The 16,404-nt window shown below is 56.2% G+C and carries 11 protein-coding genes; 9 read left to right on the top strand and 2 right to left on the bottom strand.

Going from position 1 to position 16,404, the window contains the following annotated elements:
- Positions 1-22: 22 nt before the first annotated feature.
- Positions 23-1,378: a M48 family metalloprotease gene (locus AUQ42_RS07980; RefSeq protein ID WP_068518548.1), complete on the bottom strand. Its 1,356-nt coding sequence runs from the start codon at positions 1,376-1,378 to the stop codon at positions 23-25.
- Positions 1,379-1,526: 148 nt separating this feature from the next.
- Here AUQ42_RS07980 and AUQ42_RS07975 point away from each other — a divergent pair, with 148 nt between their 5' ends.
- The gene (locus AUQ42_RS07975) at positions 1,527-2,753 is read left to right on the top strand and encodes a gamma-glutamyltransferase (RefSeq protein ID WP_231856709.1); all 1,227 of its coding nucleotides are present in this window, start codon (positions 1,527-1,529) and stop codon (positions 2,751-2,753) included.
- A gap of 69 nt (positions 2,754-2,822) precedes the next feature.
- Complete coding sequence (locus AUQ42_RS07970; RefSeq protein WP_068518546.1) at positions 2,823-3,974, top strand: pyridoxal phosphate-dependent aminotransferase; 1,152 nt, start codon at positions 2,823-2,825, stop codon at positions 3,972-3,974.
- 70 nt (positions 3,975-4,044) lie between these two features.
- On the opposite strand, the gene AUQ42_RS07965 is transcribed toward AUQ42_RS07970, so the two are convergent.
- Complete coding sequence (locus AUQ42_RS07965) at positions 4,045-7,053, bottom strand: ribonuclease E/G (protein WP_068518545.1); 3,009 nt, start codon at positions 7,051-7,053, stop codon at positions 4,045-4,047.
- Between the two features lie 742 nt (positions 7,054-7,795).
- On the opposite strand from AUQ42_RS07965, the gene AUQ42_RS07960 reads away from it, so the two are divergent.
- From AUQ42_RS07960 to AUQ42_RS07925, 7 genes are all read left to right on the top strand, one after another.
- On the top strand, positions 7,796-8,983 hold the full coding sequence (locus tag AUQ42_RS07960) for an N-acetylmuramoyl-L-alanine amidase (protein ID WP_228196551.1): 1,188 nt from the start codon (positions 7,796-7,798) through the stop codon (positions 8,981-8,983).
- A 289-nt stretch (positions 8,984-9,272) separates the two neighbouring features.
- Positions 9,273-11,696 (top strand): penicillin-binding protein 1A, encoded by a 2,424-nt coding sequence (locus AUQ42_RS07955; RefSeq protein WP_068518544.1) that lies wholly within the window; start codon positions 9,273-9,275, stop codon positions 11,694-11,696.
- A 196-nt stretch (positions 11,697-11,892) separates the two neighbouring features.
- A protein-coding gene (prfB, locus tag AUQ42_RS07945) for a peptide chain release factor 2 (RefSeq protein ID WP_114113619.1) occupies positions 11,893-13,021 on the top strand; the annotation gives its coding sequence in 2 pieces (ribosomal slippage) (positions 11,893-11,961 and positions 11,963-13,021; 1,128 coding nt in all).
- A 277-nt stretch (positions 13,022-13,298) separates the two neighbouring features.
- The gene (locus AUQ42_RS07940; RefSeq protein ID WP_068518541.1) at positions 13,299-13,553 is read left to right on the top strand and encodes a hypothetical protein; all 255 of its coding nucleotides are present in this window, start codon (positions 13,299-13,301) and stop codon (positions 13,551-13,553) included.
- 117 nt (positions 13,554-13,670) lie between these two features.
- Positions 13,671-14,276 carry a nucleoside deaminase gene (locus AUQ42_RS07935; RefSeq protein ID WP_068518540.1) on the top strand — a complete coding sequence of 202 codons (606 nt, stop codon included), beginning with the start codon at positions 13,671-13,673 and terminating at the stop codon, positions 14,274-14,276.
- A gap of 73 nt (positions 14,277-14,349) precedes the next feature.
- A complete protein-coding gene (locus tag AUQ42_RS07930) occupies positions 14,350-15,852 on the top strand; it encodes a DNA-3-methyladenine glycosylase 2 family protein (protein WP_068518731.1) in 1,503 nt (500 codons plus the stop codon).
- Complete coding sequence (locus AUQ42_RS07925; protein ID WP_068518730.1) at positions 15,852-16,376, top strand: methylated-DNA--[protein]-cysteine S-methyltransferase; 525 nt, start codon at positions 15,852-15,854, stop codon at positions 16,374-16,376. Before AUQ42_RS07930 ends, AUQ42_RS07925 begins: the two co-directional genes overlap by 1 nt.
- Positions 16,377-16,404 lie beyond the last annotated feature (28 nt).

Raw genomic sequence — 16,404 nt, 5'->3', positions numbered from 1 at the left:
GCGAAATGCGGCCAAGGCCCGATCACTTCGGTGCGTCCTTGCCGGGTTTTCCGTCCGGATTGGTGGCCTGCAAGATATCCTGTGCACGCAACCAGGCGGCCGATCCCTTGTCGAGTTTACGGTCGGCCTGAACGGCGTGATAGCTTGCTGCCTGACGGTCGCCGGTCAGAAGACTGTATTCAGCCTGTGACAGGGATGCTTCGCCTTCATTGCCAAGACGGTTTTCGACAATGGCGCGGAAACGCCATGCCGATGCATTGCCGCGTTCACGTGACAACACGCCCATCAGGTTGGTTTTGGCAGCTTCGAGATAACTGTTATCGCCGGTTTCAATCATCGCATGCGCCAGCAACAGACGGATCAAAGGCGCACCGTTTGACAGTTCTGTTGATTTTTCAAGCGGGGCAATGGCTTCTTGTGCCTTGCCAAATTCCAGCAGAACCTGACCTTTAAGTTCTTCGAAATACGGGTTGTTCGGTTCAACCGCGATCAGGTTTTCGATGATCTCAAGGGCAGGGGCCAGTTCGGAATTCTGGTAATAGGCAATGGCACGCGCATATTGCCCGGCGACGCTGGTGTCGCTTTCGGGATAGGTGCGCAACGTATTTTGCTTTTGATTGGTGAAGGCATAAAGCTTGGCGCGCATTCGTGCATGACGTTCATACAGATCGTCACTGACCTTGGCGTCTTTCAGCGTTGAATTCGCAACATAGTTTTCGAGAAACTCGACACGTTCCGTGGTCAGCGGGTGGCTTCGCATATAGGGGTCCTGGCTTGCCGTACTCAGCAATTCCTGACCTTCAAGCGTTTCCATGAATTCCATCATGCCGCGCGCGGAAATACCCGCCGCCGTCAGATATTTGACACCGGCCTGATCAGCACTGCTTTCCTGGGTTCGCGAATATGCCAAAAAGTTTCGGGTGGCGATATTCTGCCCGCCCAGAATCGCTGCGGTACCGACATCAGACCGGCCTGCGGCCACACCGGCAGCAACGCCCGCAATGGTCGAAAGGATTGAAATTGCCGATGCGTTACGCAACTGATCATGTACGCGCGAAAGGTGCCCGCCGGTAATGTGACCGGTTTCGTGAGCCATCACCCCGATAACCTGTTCGGGAGTCTCTGCTTTTAACAACAGCCCAGTATTGATAAAAAGCTTTTGGCCACCGGCAACAAATGCGTTCAAGCTGTTGTCAGAAACGATATAAATGGACACACCATTCGGATCGAGCCCCGCCGCTTTGAAGATTGGCGTAGCATAGAGACGAAGGGTTTCCTCGATCTCGGTATCGCGGATAAAAGAACGACCCTGCGCCAAAACCGTGCTAGGCAGGGCAACAAGGAAAATGGCAGTGAGAGTAATAATGCGTCTGAGCAAAATGTGCGTTCCATATTTTCGTTCGACTGATGTCGGTTCAATGCCGACGCGCAAGCCATCATGGCGGATCGCGTTCGCAATCGCAATGACTGCCGGTCTTGCTGCCTGCAGTAGTACTAATACAGAAAATCTTGGTCAAATAGGGGCAGTGACCGGATATTTCGGTGGTGTGGTCGCAGATGAGCCGCGCGCCGTCCGGGTTGCACGGGATGTTCTGTCGGCTGGCGGGACGGCGGCGGATGCCTCTGTTGCGCTTTACGCGACCATGACCGTGACCAAACCGTCGGTCGCCGGGATCGGCGGTGGCGGGGTGTGCGTTGTGCATGAACGCGAAGCCAAAAAAGTCGAAGTTCTTGATTTCTGGCCCCGTCCGGGCACGCGCACCAGCGCAGGCCAGACCGCAACGACCATCCCGGCCGTGCCGCGCGGTCTTTATGCGCTTAGTGCGCGTTTCGGGCGTTTGCAATGGGCGTCGCTTTTGAGTGCGGCGGAACAATATGCCCGCCTTGGCGTGCCGGTTTCACGGTCGCTGGTCAATGACATCGAAGCCAATCGCGATCGCATCGAAGCAAGCCCGGCCTTGCGCGAAACCTTTATGCCGAATGGTAAATTGCTCGAAGTTGGTGATCGCATCCGGTCTGTGAACCTTGCAGCCCTGCTGACGTCGCTTCGGGTCAAGGGGCCGGGGGATTTTTATAACGGGGCGCTTGGTGCCGATATTGCCGCCGCGGTCCAGAATGCCGGTGGTACGCTGACGGCTGATGATTTGCGCAACTATCGCCCGGAATGGAAATCGGCGACCGAGGTCAAACACGGTAACGAAATCCTGTATCTGGCCTATCCGCCACGTGCGGCGACGGCACCGGCGGTGATTTCAGGTGGCAGTGATGTGGCCGATATCCTTAATCGCTATCTTGCCGATATTGATGCCGGAAACATGGCCGGACAGCCGATGTCGGGTCGCAGCGGCTTTGTCGTTGTTGACCGCGCGGCCAATGCCGTGGCCTGCATGACCACTATGAACACCCCGTTTGGTGCCGGACTTGGTGCCGATGCCTTTGGCTTGAACCTTGCTGCCGGTGATGCGGCACAGGCGGCAACGCCGCTGATGGGGCCGGCTTTGATGGTGAACCCCTTTGTCTGGGAATATTATTACGGCATTGCCGGAACCGGGACGCCTGCCGGTGCAACCAAGCAGATTGCCACCATGGCAGAAGACCTGATCGGTGCCGGTGCTGCATCGGGTGTTGCGCTGAATTCCAGTGGCACATCGTCGGTCAATGTCATTCGTTGTCTTGAAGGGGTGCCACCCCATCCCGAAAGCTGCCAGTTTGTTGCCGATCCTGCCGGCGGCGGCATGGCGGGCGTGCGATAACCACACCATTTCCACAGGGCAGGGTCATCCTGCCCTGTTGCTTTTGATCAATATCCAGGACCCCACATAATGGCTTTGAAACAATCACAGCGCGGGGCAATTTCGCCCTTTATTGTTATGGATGTGATGCGTGCCGCCAATGCGCGCGAAACCGAAGGAAAAGCTGTTTACCATCTTGAAGTCGGCCAGCCCGGCACACCCGCACCACGCAAGGTACGCGAAGCTGCCGCCAGGGCACTTGATGCCGATCTGATCGGTTACACCAATGCGATGGGCATTGATCCCCTGCGCGAAGCCATCGCCGGGCATTACAAAACCAAATTCGGCGTGTCGGTTGATCCATCGCGTGTATGCGTTGCCAGCGGATCGTCATCAATCTTTGTTCTGGCCTTCCTTGCGGCGTTTGATGCTGGGGATCGGGTGGCGATGGCCGCACCGGGCTATCCGGCCTATCACAACATCCTAAGCGCGCTTGGCATTGATACCGTCAACCTGCCCGCAGGACCGGAAACGCATTACCAGCCGACCGTGCAGATGCTGCGTGATCTGGATGAGCCGGTTGATGGCCTGATCGTTGCCAGCCCGTCCAACCCGGCAGGCAGCATGATTGATGTTGAAACCTATCGCGAATTGGCAACCTATTGCCGTGAAAATGGCATTCGCCTGATCAGTGACGAGATTTATCAGGGCATTTCATTTGGCGATGTCGCCGAATGTACCGCCCTTGAATTTGGGGATGAGGCGATCATCATCAACAGTTTCTCGAAATACTTTTCCATGACCGGCTGGCGTCTGGGCTGGGCGATTGTCCCGCCCGATCTGATGCGGGCAGTCGAATGCTTGCAGCAGAACCTGTTTATCTCGGCCCCTGCGTTGTCACAGATCGCGGCGGTCGCGGCCTTTGATTGCGAAGACGAACTTCAGGCCAATATCGCGGCCTATGCGCGCAACCGTGCAATCCTGCTTGATGGTCTGCCCAAGGCCGGTTTCACCAAATTCGCCCCGGCGGATGGTGCGTTCTATCTTTATGCCGATGTGCGCGAACTGACCAAAGACAGCGAAGCATTTTGTCGCCAGATGCTCGAAGAAACCGGCGTTGCCACCACACCGGGCACCGATTTCGACCGGATGCGTGGCAAGGGCTATGTGCGTTTTTCGTTCGCACATAGCGAAGCAACCATGATCGGTGCGGTCAAGGCGTTGCAGAACTGGAAACGTTAACCGCTTAACGCCTGTAACGAAAAAGGGCTGCCCGACGGGCAGCCCTTTTTATTTGTCTGTAGCTAGGGTCTTAGCGACCAAGGCTCCACCAGCCGCGTTTTTTCGGCTTCGGCTTTTCGTCCTTGGCCGGTTCAGCCGCCGGGGCCGGGACCGGGGCCGGGGCGGGCGCAGGAGCCGGTGCCTCGGTTTTGGCCGGTTCGACCGGCTTCGGTGCTGCCGGCTTTTCAGCCGGGGCTTCTACCTTGGGGGCCTCGGCTTTCGGGGCCGGTGCGGTTACTTCTGCCGGTGCGCTGGCCGGGGCCGCTGCGACGTCCGGTTTGCTTTCAGCAACCGCTTCGGGTGCCGGGCCGGACTGGATCGGGATGTTTTTGACATCGCCGCGCTCGTTGCTACCTTCGCCACGTTCCGGACGGCTGTTGCGGTCACGACGGTTACGACGGTTGTCGTTACGATCGCGGCGCGGACGGGCCGGGGCCGGGGCGGTGGTGCTGCGGGTACGACCGGCGCGGACACCTTCCTGATCAAAGCTGTCAGCATCCTGACCTTCGCTTTCGGCGTCGATCACGGTGTTTTCTTCGGAACCGTCCGGTGCTTCGTGATCACGGTTGCGGCGTGCTGCCGTCAGGGCCGGATCATCATTGGGCGACCGGGTACGGTTACCGTCAAAGTCCTGACGACGCGACCGGCGACGCCCCCCACGCTTGCCGCGACGGCGGCGTTTGCGGTTGCTGTCTTCGTCATCATCATCAGATCCGTTGCGATCCGAACCATCAGCATCTTCGGCGTCGCTGTCTGCGGCGTCCTGCTGGTTTTCGGTACGATCATCACGATCATCGTTACGACCACGACGGCGGCGACGACGGCGGCGGCGTTTGCCACCCTGATCGTCATCATCACCGCGGACGGTTTCTTCTTCTTCGTCGTCGGCTTCAACCGGGCTTTCAATCGCCGTCAGGGAAACACTGTCGGTATTGAGAACCGGTGCAGCTTCTTCCTGTTCGTCACCTTTTTTCGCACGGGTGCGTTCAATGCGGTGATCGGGCGAAATCAGGCTGTCATCGCCAAAGATCATGACGGTAAAGCCGTAACGCTGTTCGATTTCGGCCAGCGAATCACGTTTGCGGTTCAGGATATAAAGCGCGACTTCGCTTGCGACATGAACGGTAAGCGCCCCGGACCGGCGACGCATGCCTTCTTCTTCGATCACGCGCAGCAGATGCAGGGCTGCACTTTCGATCGAACGGACAAGGCCGACACCACGACAGTGCGAGCAAACCTCGAACGCGCTTTCAACAAGCGACGGACGCAGGCGCTGACGCGACATTTCAAGCAGACCAAACGGGCTGATACGGCCGATCTGAAGGCGCGCACGGTCATTGCGCATGGCTTCTTTCAGCTTGCGCTCAACCGATGCCTGGTTGCGGTGGTCTTCCATGTCGATAAAGTCGACAACAATCAGACCGGCAAGGTCACGCAGGCGCAACTGGCGTGCCAGTTCTTCGGCCGCTTCAAGGTTGGTCTTGTAAGCGGTTTCTTCGATATTGCGTTCGCGGGTCGAACGGCCGGAGTTCACGTCAATCGCGACCAGTGCTTCGGTCGGGTTGATGACGATATAGCCACCGGATTTAAGCTGTACGACCGGATTGAGCATCGCATCAAGCTGGCTTTCCACCTGGAAACGATGGAACAGCGGCACGCCTTGATCCTTATAGGGCTGCACACGCTTGGCATGCGACGGCATCAGCATTTTCATGAAGTCTTTGGCGACCCGGTAACCGTCGTCGCCTTCGACCAGAACTTCATCCACATCACGCGCATAAAGGTCGCGGATCGAACGTTTGATCAAGTCGGCTTCTTCGTAGATCAGGCAAGGTGCCTGGCTCTGAAGGGTGGTTTCGCGAATACGATCCCACAGACGCATCAGATAGTCGAAGTCGCGCTTGATCTCGGCCTTGGTCCGTTCGGCACCGGCGGTACGAACGATCACGGCCATGCCGTCCGGAATCTCCAGCTCGGCCAGAATCGATTTCAGACGCTTGCGGTCCTTGGCATTGGTGATCTTGCGCGAAATGCCGCCACCACGCGGGGTGTTGGGCATCAGAACGCAATAACGGCCAGCCAGCGACAGGAAGGTCGACAGGGCAGCACCCTTGTTGCCGCGCTCTTCCTTGACGACCTGGACCAGAATGATCTGGCGGCGTTTGATGACTTCCTGAATTTTGTAGCGTTTCTGAAGCTGACGGCTGTGCGACTCAACGAATTCGTCGGTGTCGTCACCGCCAAGATCTTCGATCTCTTCTTCTTCGGTGCCGGCATCAGCAGACGGTGCGTCTTCTTCGTTGTCGTCACCGTCGGCGTCGACATCAACGCTCAGTTCTGCGACGTCCGCCGACATGGCAGCATTGCCACCCGACGGGGAATTGTCGTCATCAGAACCGCCATCGGCGTCTGCATTGGCATCACCCGATGCTGCTTCGTCAGAAGACGCATCGCTTGCCTGTGCGTCGGCATCGTCGGATTTTTTGCGACGGTTGCGCGTGCGACGGCGGCGCGGCTTGGTTTCTTCTTCATCAGAAGAAACCAAGCCCTCAGATGCGCCATCCGTCGGATTGGCTGCATCGGCATCAACCACGGTTTCCCCATCAGTCGCATCTGATTCTGATGCGTCCTGGGTTTCGTCCTTGTCCTTTGCGCGCGGTTTGCGGCGCGAACGCGAACGGGTCGATTTCTTTTCTTTTTTCGGGCTGTCGTCGGTTTCGCCAATATTGTCTTCGACAATTTCGGCGTCCTTGACCTGTGCGCCACCCTGGCTCAGGGCTTCGCGGTCGGCAACCGGGATCTGGTAATAGTCGGAATGGATTTCACTGAAGGCAAGAAAACCGTGGCGGTTTCCGCCATAGTCAACAAAGGCCGCCTGCAACGACGGTTCTACTCGCGTCACTTTGGCGAGATAGATGTTACCCTTGATCTGTTTTTTGGTCGATGTCTCGACGTCGTATTCTTCTAGGCGATTTCCATTAATAACAACGACGCGGCTTTCTTCCGCGTGCGTTGCATCGATAAGCATGCGTTTAACCATTCGGAACCTGTTCCTGGAGGCCCCGCCAGTTCAATGCTACGCGCATTGCTGCGCTGATATGCAAACAAACCGGCGTGACCGGAGGCGCCGTCCAATAGGGTCGCGATATGTCCTGTATGTCTCTGGTTCATCGCGTGTCGGCTGCTCTTCCGGTTCGGACCTGGTTTTGATGTTGAAACAAAAATAGGTTGCGTATTTTCGAGCGCGCCAAGGCAGCCTTTTTCAGGAGGGCTCTATCGGGAGCGGGAATTGCCGCGTCACCGAGACACCGACCGTAAGAACTGGTCTAGTCGCGTCCTCAGCCTGGTGGCGTTTAAGTTTCATACCACAAAGCATAGGAATCTCGGGTGCAACATATCCGGTTTATTCGCCTGCGACAAACAGTTTTGTTGCATCATATGACGACTTTCTGACAGTGATCCGTCAAAAGGCGAAGAATTCCGCGCAGTTTCGCCTTTGGCGATTAAATGCGGGCAAATCCATGAAAACGCGATGTTTTTGCCCGGTTGGCGATTTAACGGGATGGGACAAAGGCGGCAAAACGCGTCTTTGGAACTTCTTGCTTTGGTCAATTGCCCGTTAACCAACGCATTGCTATAAGCGACTATCTCACCTTTGGCAGGGTAACCAGGCACAAGCACGACAGATGAATTCACCGCATGCAAACACATATTCCCATGTGCGATCTGCTTCGTTGTCTTCGGGTTTTCAAAAACTCGCAAGACTTGCGATCGCATTGTTTTTGCTGCTGTTTTCAGTCCAGCTTGTAACATCGACTGCCAATGCACAGGCGGCAAAGGTTCTGGGGGCGCGTCTGGGCGTTTATCCGGATTATACCCGCTTTGTCATCGATCTTGATCGCGATGTCGAATTTACCTATTTCCTGCTGCCCGATCCCTATCGCATCATCATTGACATGCCCGAAATCGATTGGAGCGCCCCGCCCGGCAAGGTGACATCGGGGGGCGGGCTTATTTCGGGATTGCGCTATGGCCTGTTCAAACCCGGTACGTTCCGTGTCGTTCTTGATGTTGCCGAACCGTCACTGGTGTCCAAAATTTTCGCATTGCCGTCATCAGGCGGCAAACCCAACCGTTTGGTTGTCGATCTGAAACCGGCAAAACGCGACGCCTTCCTGACCGCGTCACGCGAAAGCATGGAAGCCTATTCCGCACGCAGCCGCAATGATACCAGCGCTACAGAACAAAGTGTGGATGTGGCGGTCAAATCCGGTCGTGGTGGCGATGAAAAGCCGCTTATTGCGATTGATGCCGGTCATGGCGGTGTTGATCCGGGCGCAATCGGGGTTGGCAATGTCTATGAAAAGGACCTGACACTGGCCGCGGCCCGGCAGCTTGCCGATACCCTGACGGCATCGGGGCGCTATCGCGTGCTGTTGACACGTGACAAGGATGTCTTCCTGAAACTGCGCCAGCGCGTTGAAATCGCCCGCAAAAACGGTGCCGATCTGTTCATATCACTGCATGCGGATTCAATTGCCAATCCCAAACATCGCGGTGGCTCGGTTTATACTCTGTCTGAAAACGCATCGGACAAAGAAGCCGCCGCCCTGGCGTCAAAGGAAAACAAGGCCGACGTGATTGCCGGTATTGATCTTTCCGATGAAAATTCGCTGGTGCAAAGCATCCTGATCGATCTGGCCCAGCGCGAAACCATGAACCTGTCGGCAACGCTTGCCGCCAACATGGTCAGCCAGCTGTCCAAAAGCATCGAACTGCAACGCAGAACACACCGCTTTGCCGGATTTGCCGTTCTGAAGGCGCCTGACATCCCGTCGGCCCTATTTGAAATGGGTTATCTGTCCAATGCGACCGATGCCAAGCTGCTGCAAAGCCCGGCCCATCGCAAAAAGATTGCCGAGGCCGTCTTGCGGGCAATTGATATCTATTTCGAAAAGCACAAATTCTAGCAGCGATGTTCACGGGAACTGCATTCCCTGAACGCTTCCGGTCTGCTCCGTTTGCCGGCATCGACATTTTTTAAGCGGGCAGATGGTCAGTCATATGCAGGTTTTGCTAAACTAAAAGTTCCCTTAAGTGAGAGCTGTCACAACCTCGTCACTTTTTTGCCGCTATAATAGTGGTTAGTGCGGGGATCGCCCTGCGGGAAACGGTTATCCGTTGGGACATTGCATTTCTGATGATTGTGCATGAATATGCGCAACCTCAGGCCAACAAAACGAAAAAAGACCTGCTTATATGCGCATTTTACTTAGTATTTTCGGCTTTCTGTTTCTGATGGGGATCGCAGGCGGCGCCGGCGTTCTGGCGATTTTCTGGCATTTTGGTCAGGACCTGCCCGATTACACCCAGCTTGAAGATTACGAGCCGGAGGTCATGACACGTGTTCATGCATCTGACGGTGCGCTGATTGCAGAATATGCACGCGAAAAACGTGTCTTTGTGCCGATCACCGCCATCCCGCACAAGGTGATTGATGCCTTTGTCGCGGCCGAGGACAAGAACTTCTTCTCCCATCCCGGGATTGATTTCGCGTCTGTTTTGCGTGCCGCGGTTACCAACGTTGTCAATATCGGCACCGGTCGTCGCCCGGTTGGCGCATCGACCATCACCCAGCAGGTCGCCAAGAACTTTCTTCTGACCAACGAAGTGTCCTATGAACGCAAGATCAAGGAAGCGATCCTGTCTTTCCGTATCGAACGGGCATTTTCCAAGGAACATATCCTTGAGCTGTATCTGAACGAGATTTATCTGGGCAGCGGGGCGTATGGTGTTGCGGCGGCGTCGCTGCGCTATTTCGACAAGTCGCTTGATGAGCTTAATATCGAAGAAGCAGCCTATCTTGCTGCCTTGCCAAAGGCGCCTTCGAATTACCATCCGGTCCGCAACCATGACGAGGCAAAGGCACGTCGTAACTGGGTCATCGGCCGGATGCTTGAAGAAAAATACATCACAGAGGCCGAAGCACAGGCCGCATGGTCTGCGCCGCTTGAAGGAAAATCCCGTGAATCGGTGGATACCTATCAGGCTGATTTCTTTGCCGAGGAAGTCCGTCGCCAGCTTGTTGATCGTTACGGCGAAGGCATGCTCTATGACGGTGGTCTTTCGGTGCGATCGACCGTTGATCCGCGCTTGCAAAGTGTTGCCGACAAGGCCCTGTTTGACGGGCTCGTTGCCTATGACCGTCGTCATGGCTGGCGCGGGCCGATCACCCAGATCGATCTGAATGACAATTGGCAGCAGAAATTGCGCGAAGTCGAAACCCCGGGCGATATTCCCTGGGATGTCGCGGTTGTGCTTGGCACCGATGCCAATGAGGCGACCCTTGGCCTTAAATCGGGCGAGCAGGGCCGCATTCCGTTGCGCTTCCTGACATGGGCACGGCCCTGGCAAAAAGGTCAGACTTTGGGCCCGGTGGTCAATCGTCCGTCTGATGTTCTCAAGCCCGGTGATGTTGTTTACGTCAAACATTTCGCTGAACTTGATGGCGAAAAACTGCCGCCAAACACCTATGGCCTGCGCCAGATCCCCAATGCCAACGGGGGCCTGGTGGCGATGGACCCGCATACCGGTCGCGTTCTTGCAATGTCGGGCGGCTTTTCGCACGATCTGTCGAAATTCAACCGCGCAACCCAGGCCCGTCGTCAGCCGGGCTCGGCCTTCAAGCCGTTTGTCTATCTTGCCGCCCTTGATCAGGGCTTTACCCCTTCGACCCTGGTGCTTGATGCGCCTTTCGTGATCGATCAGGGGCCGGGACTTGGCAAGTGGAAACCGGGTAACTATAGCGGCAATTTCTATGGTCCTTCGACCATGCGTCTGGGGATTGAAAAGTCGCGTAACCTGATGACCGTGCGTCTTGCCCAGACCATCGGGATGCCGATTGTTGCCGATTATGCCGAACGGTTCGGTATTGTCGATGATCTGCCCGAAGTTCTGTCCATGTCGCTTGGTGCGGCGGAAACGACTGTGATGCGCCTGACCGCGGCCTATGCCGAACTGGTCAATGGTGGCAAGAAAATTACACCGACCCTGATTGACCGTATTCAGGACCGTCGGGGCAATGTGATCTATCGCCGGGACGAACGCGATTGCGCCCAGTGCCAGGACGTTGCCTTCCGCAATCAGATGCCGCCTGATCTTCCCGATACCCGTGAACAGCTGACCGACCCGGCAAGCGCGTTCCAGATGGTCCATATCATGGAAGGCGTGGTGTCGCGTGGCACGGGCCGCACGATTGCCGAACTTGGTTATCCGCTGGCTGGTAAAACCGGCACGACCAACGATTCACGCGATGCGTGGTTTGTCGGGTTCTCGCCTGACCTTGCGGTCGGTGTTTATGTCGGCTTTGATGACAACCGTTCCCTTGGTGACAAGGAACAGGGTGCCAGTGCCGCAGCCCCGATCTGGAAGGAATTCATGCGCGGTGCCCTCGAAGGCACCAAAGCCATTCCGTTCCGTACCCCGCCGGGCATTCGCATGGTCCGCGTCGAAGCCCGTACCGGCATTCCGGCCCGTCCGGGTGATCAGGACGTGATCTGGGAAGCTTTCAAACCCGGGACCATTCCGGCATCGAATGACAATGTCATTGATGGCGGCTACAGCGGTGTTGGCGGTTCTGACAGTGGCAATGGCGCGGTTTCAGGACCGGGCGGCATTTACTGACGGATTTGCTGACCGGTCGATCTGGCCTGAATGAAGACATCTAAAATCCGGCAGGGAAATCTTGCCGGGTTTTTGCATGGTTGCAGGGGTTTCAACCGCGGCAAAAACTGCTATAAGCTGCGCCGAGTTTGCCGCAGCCGGTTTGTCCAAACCGGTCTGGGGCCCAACAAATTTCTGATGAATAACGGAGACATCAATGCGCGCCGAAGCACAGGCATTGGTCGATGAAATCAAGCAGTCGATGGCACTGCTGAGGAGGCATCTTTGACTGGGATAACGCTCTTAGACGCCTCGACGAACTGAACGCACTGGCCGAAGACCCGACCCTTTGGGACAACGCCGCCAATGCGCAGAAAGTCATGCGTGAACGTACCCAGCTTGATGATGCCATCAATGGCTATAAAAAGCTCGCCCAGGAGCTCGAAGACAATATAGAACTGATCGAGCTTGGCGAAGCCGAAGGCGATGCCGAAACGGTTGCCGAGGCCGAGGAAGGTCTGCGTGCCATTCGTGAAATCGCATCCCAGCGTGAACTCGAAAGCCTGCTTTCGGGTGAGGCAGACGCCAATGACGCCTATCTTGAAATCCATGCCGGTGCCGGTGGTACCGAGGCACAGGATTGGGCATCGATGATGGCGCGCATGTATTACCGGTGGGCAGAGTCCAAGGGCTACAAGCTTGAGATGCTCGAAGAAAGCGCGGGCGAGGAAGCCGGCATCAAATCGGTGACGTACAAGATCACCGGTCACAATGCCTATGGCTGGCTCAAGAACGAAGTGGGCGTGCATCGTCTGGTGCGTATTTCGCCCTATGACAGTTCGGCACGCCGCCATACCAGCTTCTCGTCGGTCTGGGTCTATCCGGTGATTGATGACGATATCAATATCGAAATCCTCGATAAGGATCTTCGTGTTGATACCTATCGCGCATCGGGTGCCGGTGGTCAGCACGTTAACCGTACCGATTCTGCGGTTCGTATTACCCATATTCCGACCGGTATTGTCGCACAGTGCCAGAACGACCGTTCTCAGCACAAAAACCGCGACACCGCGATGAAGATGCTCAAAGCCCGTCTTTATGAGGCAGAGCTGCAAAAACGCGAAGCCGAAGCACAGGCCGTCGAAGACAGCAAAACCGATATCGGTTGGGGCCATCAGATCCGCTCCTATGTTCTTCAGCCCTATCAGATGATCAAGGACCTGCGCACAGGTACCGAAACATCCGATACGCAGGGCGTTCTGAACGGCGATCTTGATGCCTTTATGGCAGCCGCCCTTGCCGCCAAGGTTACCGGTTCGGCTGGCGAGATCGAAGATATCGATTGATCGGTTGCCCTTAACCGGTTGAAATTACAAAACACCCCGCCAATTTCCCGGCGGGGTGTTTTGATTCGGACCCCAAGTCGCTGCAATCGGGCAGGGTGCCAGGCGGCGGAAAAAGGCGGTTTGCCCCCAAAAATCCAATTTCTGTCACAGAATTGCCGAATAGCTTTGCCATGGTGTGGCCAAGCGAGACCTGCCGCCTATAAACAAAATTCCAGACATCGACTGGTCACTGGCAGGCTTGCTCAGAGCAAACATCTATTGTCAGGTGAAGTCCCAAATGGCCCAACAGTCCCTTGGTCCGGTCGCAGTCGGCGACCAGTTCAAACTTGCTACTCCCAACGGTCCGGTTTTCGAGGTTGTCAAAATTCGTGAAATGAAACCGGTGGATCATGCCCTGATCACCAAGGTACGTGACACGAAATCCCCGACATTGATCGCGGTCACAACCCTTTTGAACCGTGATTTTTATGTTCCTGTTCCCCCTGAACGTCGCCAGGTCCCCGATAATGACGGGATCTTGCGTGGCATCTGATTGTCATGTGGGGCGCATCACTGTTTTGCGCCCGGAGTGCTTAAAAACAGTTGGCATGGCGGTCCTGAACCGGTGAAATGGTTGAAACAACACGCCAGTTCATCAGGGACCGCCAACATGTCAGACATCACCCCGGATCAGCACATTCTCGACAAGCTGTTTTCTGTTCTGGAAAACGACATTCTGCCCAAGACCCGGATGGGGGTTGCTGATGGCAACAAGCTTTTCGGGGCGGCGATCCTGCGCAAGGCCGATTTGGCGCTGGTGATTGCCGAAACCAACAATGAAACCGAAAACCCGCTATGGCATGGCGAGGTGCATTGTCTTAAACGGTTCTATGAAATCCCCGCAGATCAGCGCCCGGCGACTTCGGATCTGATTTTCCTGTCGACCCACGAACCCTGTTCGATGTGTTTGTCCGCCATCACCTGGGCGGGTTTTGACAATTTTTATTATTTCTTTTCTTACGAAGATTCCCGCGATGCCTTTGCCATTCCCCATGATCTGAAAATCATGCAGGAAGTCTTCACCCTGAAGGACGGCAAATACAACAAATCGAATGCCTTTTGGGAAAGCCATTCGATCATGGGCATGATTGCCGATCTTCCTGAAAATCAGCGGGCGGATTATATCGCCCGGGCCAAGGCGCTTTCCCATGAATATGACCGCTTGTCTGCCCAGTATCAGAATGGCAAATCCGACAATGACATCCCGTTGAACTGACGGTATCGGGGGATTTGACGTCTGAGTCCGAATCTGGCGAGTTTTGATTGCCGGTTCTGATACACTGCCGGGCATGGAACAGCTCAATAACGATATATGCTATCAGGCACTCAAAACCCGTGATCGCCGGTTTGACGGACGGTTTTATACCGCGGTTCTGACCACCGGGATTTTTTGTCGCCCGATCTGCCCCGCGGTCACGCCAAAGCGTGCCAATGTGGAATTCTATCCCAGTGCCGAGGCCGCAATTGCCCACGGGTTCCGTCCGTGCCTGCGATGCCGGCCCGAAGCAGCGCCGGGAAGTCCGGCCAGTGCCGGTGTCCACGCGACGGTGGCCCGTGCCGTGCGCCTGATTGATCAGGGCGTGCTTGAAACTGGATCGATTGCCGATCTGGCCGACCGGCTTGGGGTCGGGGACCGGCATTTGCGCCGGATATTCAAGGAACATACCGGTGTAACGCCACAGGAACATGCCAAGGCCAGACGCCTTTTGCGGGCGCGCCAGCTGATTGTTGATAGCAACCTGACCATGATTGAAATTGCTGATATTGCCGGATATGGCAGTTTGCGGCGGTTCAATGATGCCATGAAGCAGGCCTATGGACAGGCCCCGACGGCCTTTCGCCGGGGGATCAAACTTAAATCATCGCAGGCCCGTTCCGATGACAGGGGCGATGATGATCCGTTTGCGCCGCGCAATGACGATCTGATTTTGCGATTGCGTGCCCGTCAGCCGTTTGATGCCGAATATCTTCTGGCATTCTTCCGGGCCCGCGCCATTCCGGGGCTGGAAGCCGTTCGGGATCGCATTTATGCGCGCGGCTTTGCCATGGGCGATCAGGTCGGGCTTATGATCTGTCATTTCAGTCCGGATCAAAGCGGGGTGGATGTGATCCTGCGGGGGCCCGCCCGCGAAGCGGTGCTTGAAATCGGCGCACGGGTCAGACGCCTGTTCGATCTGGATGCCGATGTGCCATCAATCACGGCACAGTTTGCCGAAGACATGCTGCTTGCCCCCCTGATTGAAAAGCGCCCGGGGCTGCGCGTTCCGGGATGCTGGGACCGGTTCGAACTGGCGATGCGGGCCGTTCTTGGTCAACAGGTCTCGGTTGCCGCGGCGCGCACTTTGGCGGGCCGTCTTGTCGCACGGTTCGGTGCCGAATTGCCGGGCGATCTTGTTGCCGGAACCGGGGTGAAGCATCTGTTTCCCGATGCGCCACAGCTTGTCGGTCAGGAGCTGATATCCATCGGACTTACCACCCGTCGTGCGCAAACATTGGCCGATGTCATTGAACTGTTTGCGGATCGCGCATCCGATCAGAAATCGGGCGAAACCCTGATTGCCGATTTGACGGGGATAAAGGGTATCGGCCCCTGGACGCTTAATTATTTCGGGCTGCGTGGGCTTGGCGATCCGGATGCCTTTCCGGCGGCGGATCTTGGCATCCTTAAGGCATCGGCGATGGGCGGCGGACCGGACAAGGCCAAGGCACTTGATACCCTGTCTGAAAGCTGGCGCCCATGGCGGGCCTATGCCGCGCAATATCTGTGGTCCGCACTCGAAGGAGAAGGATGATGACAACGACAATCTATGTAACCCGCTATGCCAGTCCGATTGGCCAATTGTCTCTGGCGACCGTTGACGGCAAGCTTGTGCATCTCGATTTCGAAAACAATGATGATCGTCTGAAAACCATCCAGACCCGGCGGTTCGAAAAACTCGACTGGGTCGAAGATCGCACTGCCACCCCAAAATCGGTGATCGACTGGCTTGATGCCTATTTCAATGGTGATGTGGTGCCGCTTCCGGTTGATGCCATCAACATGATCGGTACGGATTTTCAGAAATCGGTCTGGGATGCCCTGATCACGATCCCAAGTGGCAAAAGCATATCCTATCGCGGGTTGGCCGATCAGCTTGGCAATGCCAAGGCCGTGCGCGCGGTGGCACGCGCCAATGCGCTGAACCCGGTGTCGATCATTGTGCCATGTCATCGCGTGATCGGATCAAACGGCACACTGACCGGCTATGCCGGGGGGCTTGATCGCAAGAAATGGCTGCTTGATCACGAGGCCGCCATGCTGGCGCGTGCCGCGTGACATTGAAAACAAAAGGCTGCCAGATGGC

This window comes from Thalassospira sp. MCCC 1A02491, from assembly GCF_001613785.1.
Lineage (GTDB): Bacteria > Pseudomonadota > Alphaproteobacteria > Rhodospirillales > Thalassospiraceae > Thalassospira > Thalassospira povalilytica.
This window is presented reverse-complemented; position numbering and strand designations above follow the sequence as displayed.